The organism is Senegalia sp. (in: firmicutes) (assembly GCF_052088025.1).
In the GTDB taxonomy this organism is placed as follows: domain Bacteria; phylum Bacillota; class Clostridia; order Tissierellales; family SIT17; genus Anaeromonas.
Genome location: NZ_JBQCYD010000077.1, coordinates 1 through 5,684, shown reverse-complemented (window position 1 = coordinate 5,684; position 5,684 = coordinate 1). Strand labels below are relative to the sequence as shown.

Annotated in this window: 6 protein-coding genes and 1 pseudogene; 1 reads left to right on the top strand and 6 read right to left on the bottom strand. The window is 30.0% G+C overall.

Translation table 11 applies throughout. The features are described 5' to 3' along the window. Positions 1-382: 382 nt before the first annotated feature. The 3 genes from ACTHUW_RS12370 to ACTHUW_RS12360 all read right to left on the bottom strand — a co-directional run bounded on the left by ACTHUW_RS12370 (position 383) and on the right by ACTHUW_RS12360 (position 1,668). On the bottom strand, positions 383-700 hold the full coding sequence (locus tag ACTHUW_RS12370) for a type II toxin-antitoxin system RelE/ParE family toxin (RefSeq protein WP_442198238.1): 318 nt from the start codon (positions 698-700) through the stop codon (positions 383-385). Next, a complete protein-coding gene (locus ACTHUW_RS12365) occupies positions 690-953 on the bottom strand; it encodes a type II toxin-antitoxin system Phd/YefM family antitoxin (protein ID WP_442198237.1) in 264 nt (87 codons plus the stop codon). Before ACTHUW_RS12365 ends, ACTHUW_RS12370 begins: the two co-directional genes overlap by 11 nt. A gap of 112 nt (positions 954-1,065) precedes the next feature. Continuing rightward, positions 1,066-1,668 carry a hypothetical protein gene (locus tag ACTHUW_RS12360; protein WP_442198236.1) on the bottom strand — a complete coding sequence of 201 codons (603 nt, stop codon included), beginning with the start codon at positions 1,666-1,668 and terminating at the stop codon, positions 1,066-1,068. 568 nt (positions 1,669-2,236) lie between these two features. Between ACTHUW_RS12360 and ACTHUW_RS12355 the strand changes: the two genes are divergently transcribed. Then, a complete protein-coding gene (locus ACTHUW_RS12355; RefSeq protein ID WP_442198235.1) occupies positions 2,237-2,413 on the top strand; it encodes an ATP-binding protein in 177 nt (58 codons plus the stop codon). A gap of 18 nt (positions 2,414-2,431) precedes the next feature. On the opposite strand, the gene ACTHUW_RS12350 is transcribed toward ACTHUW_RS12355, so the two are convergent. From ACTHUW_RS12350 to ACTHUW_RS12340, 3 genes and pseudogenes are all read right to left on the bottom strand, one after another. After that, the gene (locus ACTHUW_RS12350; protein ID WP_442198234.1) at positions 2,432-4,069 is read right to left on the bottom strand and encodes an SWIM zinc finger family protein; all 1,638 of its coding nucleotides are present in this window, start codon (positions 4,067-4,069) and stop codon (positions 2,432-2,434) included. Positions 4,070-4,113: 44 nt separating this feature from the next. Beyond that, on the bottom strand, positions 4,114-4,362 hold the full coding sequence (locus ACTHUW_RS12345) for a multidrug transporter (RefSeq protein WP_442213468.1): 249 nt from the start codon (positions 4,360-4,362) through the stop codon (positions 4,114-4,116). A gap of 295 nt (positions 4,363-4,657) precedes the next feature. Beyond that, a pseudogene (locus ACTHUW_RS12340) lies at positions 4,658-5,113 on the bottom strand (MFS transporter); the annotation flags it as partial. Positions 5,114-5,684 lie beyond the last annotated feature (571 nt).

Here is a 5,684-nt window from a genome sequence, read left to right as displayed (position 1 = left end):
AATATAAATATATATTAAATATTTAAATAAAAAGCTGCAATTCCTCTCCACATTTTAAAATGGGAGCTTCCTTGCAGCATATTTTGTGATGCGATAACACTTTTCAGAAGTCAAGATATAATAATTCCTACAAATCAATGATTCATTCAAATATGTTCTTTTCTGTTCCCCAAGACTTAAAACACATGGTACTGTATCATTGATTGTCCCCTGAACCCCTTGATTCTATTAACTATTTCTTCTCTATCAAAACAACCGTCTCAACGTGCCTTGAGAGGATAATAATGATGTCGTATGAGGATATTAACCCCTTGTGGGTATCTACTTTAAACTTTATAGCCCCCTATATTCAAATTAAATACACCCAAATTAATAGGTGTATTTAAAGTAAATTCTCATATTTTTGTTTTCCATACAGAACTCTCATGATAATAACTTGATGATTTTCTTCCTCAAGTAAATAAAACACAATATAATTATCAACTATTAATTTTCTATAACCTTTATTTCTTAGATATTCATCAACCACATAATTACATGAAAAAGGAAACTCTCTTAATCCCATGATTCCTTTTTCTATTCTTTCTAAAATATTTGTAGCTGAAGATGTTACAAATAATTCTTCTGATATATATTGATAAATATTGTCTAGATCCTCTGCCGCTTTTGGAGTCATCTTTATAGTATAGTTATTTGCCATATCTATTTTTTAAACTTTCAAATACTGCTTCAGCATCTAAAAGTTTTTCTCCATTTTTTATTTGATTCTCTGCCTCTGCTAACTTTTCATATAAATCTGCTTTTGCTAATTTATCTTTATAAGTTTCCATACTCATAACAACTAAATGTCCATAACCATTCTTTGTAATATAAATAGGTTCCTTGCTTTCTTGACAAAGTTTTGATATTTCAGTTGTATCTCTCAAATCCTTTATTGGTCTTATTTCTATCATAATATCGCCTCCCCGTTAATATTATGACTTTATTATAGCATAATTATGATAGGTTTGCTATTCATTTTACAAATTATTAATAAATATTAATTTGTATATTCTCATATCTAACCTATGCAGCCTTTATATCTATATTATATTTATTATAAAGTATAGCTTCTTTTATATCCTCAAATTTAATATCTAGATTATCATCATAATAACCACACACATGGGAAAATGTTATATCTGATTTATTTAACCTCTTATCTACCCAATGTGAATCATCTTCCTGTAAAATTCTTTCATAGTCTTCCATAGCTGCTAAAAATATATCTTCAGTTTGTAATATATTCCTATTACCCTTTACAGCATATTCTAAGGCAATATCAATTATGGATGCTTTTTCAATTCTATGCCTGCAATCTATTTCTAAATAGCCACAAGAATCATTATTATATTTTGCTATTTTATCTATGCATCTATAATAATCTTTCTCTAATTTTAATGCTATTAAATCTGGTTTTGTCCTAAAATTTTCAAATACTTTTTGTATAAGATTTGAATTTTGTATCGCTTTGCTGAAAAATAGATTGTAATTTGATGGGTTATCACACTTATACGCAAATTCTTCAACCTCATTTAAAGCTTTTCTTGCTCCTTCTGATAATTTAAAATTAAATAAATCTAAATATTCTTCTAGATTAGCTAAAACTATTCTTGGTGTAATCTTCATATTTACTTACCCCTTTCTTTTCTTTGGTAGTAATAGCTTGTCCATAAATTTATTATTTATACATATTCCCTTAAAGATTTTTCATTATTAATTTTTAACAATAACTCTTGTTTTTAAGAAAATTATAGAACCTTTCTTTTTCCAAAGCACTTCAATATTAATCCCTTATATATTTTCTTATACACATTGACTTTGAAATTTAAATTATTATATCCACAGTTCTTGCAGCTATCATCAACATTAATCACACTAAATTTGCAATCTACATAACCATTAGCTGCTTCTCTATCCCTTCCAAGGATGTTCCATACATAAATAATTTTGATATTTTTCTCAATCCTTTCTTTCTGTTTTTAGGCATAAAAAAGAGCAAAGTTTACTTGGTCATTACTGACCTAAACTTTGCCCTGGTTATACTGCACATCCTAAACTAAATATGTATCAATAGAATAGGCTTGCAAATCAAAAAGTATACCACCTTTACCGAATTTTCCCATGTAATATATTTGAAGCATTGCAAAAAGATTAATAGTCCACAGAGATACTGTAACTAGAGCATGGTGGTGGTGTGTTACAGGTAGACTTTGGAGAATGGGGGAATATCTTTAATGATGAAATAATGGCTGCTACTATTATTGACGGCTTAATTCATAATAGCGTAATTAAATCCTTTGCCGGACCTAGTTATCGGTTATTAAATCATATTCGGGGCAAATCTGTCCTATCTAGTATAACCTATCCATAATAAAAGAATCTTCGTATACTATAATTTACTTAATTCATCCATCATTGCAGGTCTGTTCCTATATTTTGATTTCCACTCATTTACAATTTCCGATACCTTTTCTTTACCTTCTGGATATTTTTTCATTCTTCTTAAAATAGATACTATCTCTCTATAATGTGCTCTGCCCGAAGTATTTGTTGCCATAACCTTTACTGTATTTTCATATTTATTGAGGAGCTCTTTTGGATAAATATCTTTTAAAATTTCTTCATACTCAATCAGCATATATAGCCCCTGGGTATTTATAACCATATCAACCAATCTATCATATAATCCTTCTAACTCATATAGTTTATCGATTCCTCTATAAGGAGATAATTTACTAAATATTATTTCTCTCTTTTCCAGCCATTCTTTATCTGTATAAATTGATTTTAGCTCTTTATATAATTCTACATTCCCCTGATTATAGTTTAATACTAATGACCATAGTTCTTCTTCATATAATTTCTGTTCTCCAATTTGTTTGTATAAGTTCTTTAACTTCAAACTATAATTGAGTACAATTCCTGGAAAAACCTTTTCTTTATCTTTACCTTCCTTAAGTAGGGAAATTGCCATATCATAATCTTTTTTATTAATGCAAATATCAATATAATATTTTCTAACCTCATTAACTTCCAGATTTTGTCTGCAATATTCTTCAATTATATTTTGATTTACTTTTCTTTCCTCCATAATATTTATACGCCGTAATACCATTTCCCCAAGACTATAACTATTGAACCATGAATTGTCCTCTTTTTTATATTCTTTTATCTTCTTATCAAGAAATATAACCTTTTCTTCCATAAATTCTTCTTCTTTAAAATCATCAAAAATAATCTGCTCTATATAATCCTCCATATAATCTATAACTGAACCATGCAAATGATCACTAAACCAATTAAAGATTTCTCTTTTAAGTTTAATATCACATTTATATAGTATCTCTTGCCATATATCTAGACAACTGTTGGCTATTTGACCAGTTCCACCATCTGAATCATCCATATCTTGATTTGCAACTTTAATAAATATATAATTAGTAAGTTCAAAGGCCTCTGTAAGTTGATTATTATCTAGCATTGCTTGTATATTATTATCTAGAATTTCTTCAAGTTCTGATATGAAGCCCCGGGCATTTTTATAGTCAACAAAATCATCATATCCTGCATATCTCCTAAAAATATTATTTACTTGACTTTTATAACGCTTCATATCTGTTGGTGAAATATCACACTGTAATCTACTTTTAAATCTGTTTATTAACTTTTCATCATTTTTTAAAATATCAATTAAAAATTCTTTAATTAATGCAATCTCTGCATCTTCTACTAATTTACCAATGTTTTCCTCTATATCTTGCCCCAACAAAATATTCTCTTTGTCTTCTAAATAAAATAATACTGCAGCCATATGTTTACAATTGTTCCCAGCATCCGCATATGGACAACTACAGCTTAAATCTATAACTTCTTCATCCTCTTTTATAATCTCAACCTTATATTTCTCAGTTCCGTATACAGTAGCTTCTATTATATTGTCTTTAACATATATATTTTCAACAAGATTACGAATAAAATAATCTACCCCTCTTCCCAATATATCATCTTGAAATAAATCCCTCCACATTATCTTAGCTCCTTTTTACACTTCAAAACTTAATAAACTCTAAACTATCTCCCAATAAAATAACTTACAGTTTCTTTCAATTCATCACTGAACTCTTCTAGATTTTCAAAACTAATTGCACCATCGACTATAAGAGAAACGATGTTACTAATGAGCCTCGACCGGCTCATTTCTAATTGAACGCCAGTCTTCTGCCTATCTTCCTTTATTCTCTTGTTCAGCTTCCAAAATTTTTCTGATGGATCAGCGTCTTCTCTTAGTAATTCTATATATTCCTTATTGAGCTTATCCATATAGGATTCCTGCCAATCAGCAATTTTGTTTTTAAAAAGTACCCAGTCCCTTTTTGTAAATCCCTGTTCTCGCAAAGCCTCAAGCCCCCTCTAAATTCCTATTTATTCATTTGATTATAAACAATACTTAGATCACAATATGTAAAGAGTGTTCATTATTTAAACCTGTTCTCGTATATATTAACAAGCTGCTTCTTGAAATTTTCCTCATAGTATTTTTTTGACATGATTTTCTCCTCCTAATATTATTATATCACGTTCGAAGAACATCTGTCCTATTTAGTGTAACCTATCCAATATAGCTTATAGACTGCAAAGACTGACTATAGCCTGCACATTTCGTAAGCTGTTCTTCTGGTACTAAAAGTGGCGTAACCGCATTGAGAGCCGGGGTATGAAAAGATGTTCCAATGCTACGGATAAACAATACTACCATAACCATCCAGATAGGTAACTACATATACAATGCAACAATAGCTAGCACGGCCCCAGCTGCTGCGATAATTAAATCAGCACCAATCATTATCTTCTTCCTATCATGACGATCCACTAATACACCAATGGCTGGTCCAAAGACCGCATAGGGTAAAAAACCTACTAGTGAAGCCATAGACAAGACCATCGCAGATCCTGTTTTCTCTGTAAGGTAAAAAATGATCGCCATTTGCAGGATGGCACTAGTGATTAATGATACTGCCTGCCCTGCCCATATTGTATAAAACTTAAGTTTCCAATTGTTGTATTTTTCCATTTATATTATCTCCTGCATATTATTTTGCTTGAATTTCTATTTTGAATAGCATTCTAGGCAATAAAAAATGCAGGCCTAAATCCACAATGTGGCTTTTGGTCTGCATACATACAATTTGGAAACATTCATATTAAAGACATAGTTAAATAAAGGTATAGTTAAATAACTTATATCTCACCGTAACTAATGAATGCTCAATATCGTATAAATAAGCACAACAAAAAAGCCTATCATCGGGTATAGATTCTGCTTTTTTTTATTGCCAGCTTATCTTAAACGCATTGAGGCTGTCATAGTTTCGGTTCCTCCTAAACTCTTATTTGTATCAGCATATATTTTAACACAATAAGTTGTTTTAAACAACGTTTAAAATTGAAAAAAGCCATGGACAGTACAACAAACATATACATCCCAGGAAGATAATATTGATTTAATTATAGATTACCTGAATATACCGATAAGCCATGCTTAATACAATAAACAAATAGTTTGCCACCGGTAGTTATAGGAAACCTACAAGTTGGACTTTGTTCTGGGTACAAGCGATTTAGAAATACTCTGTCACTTTTAA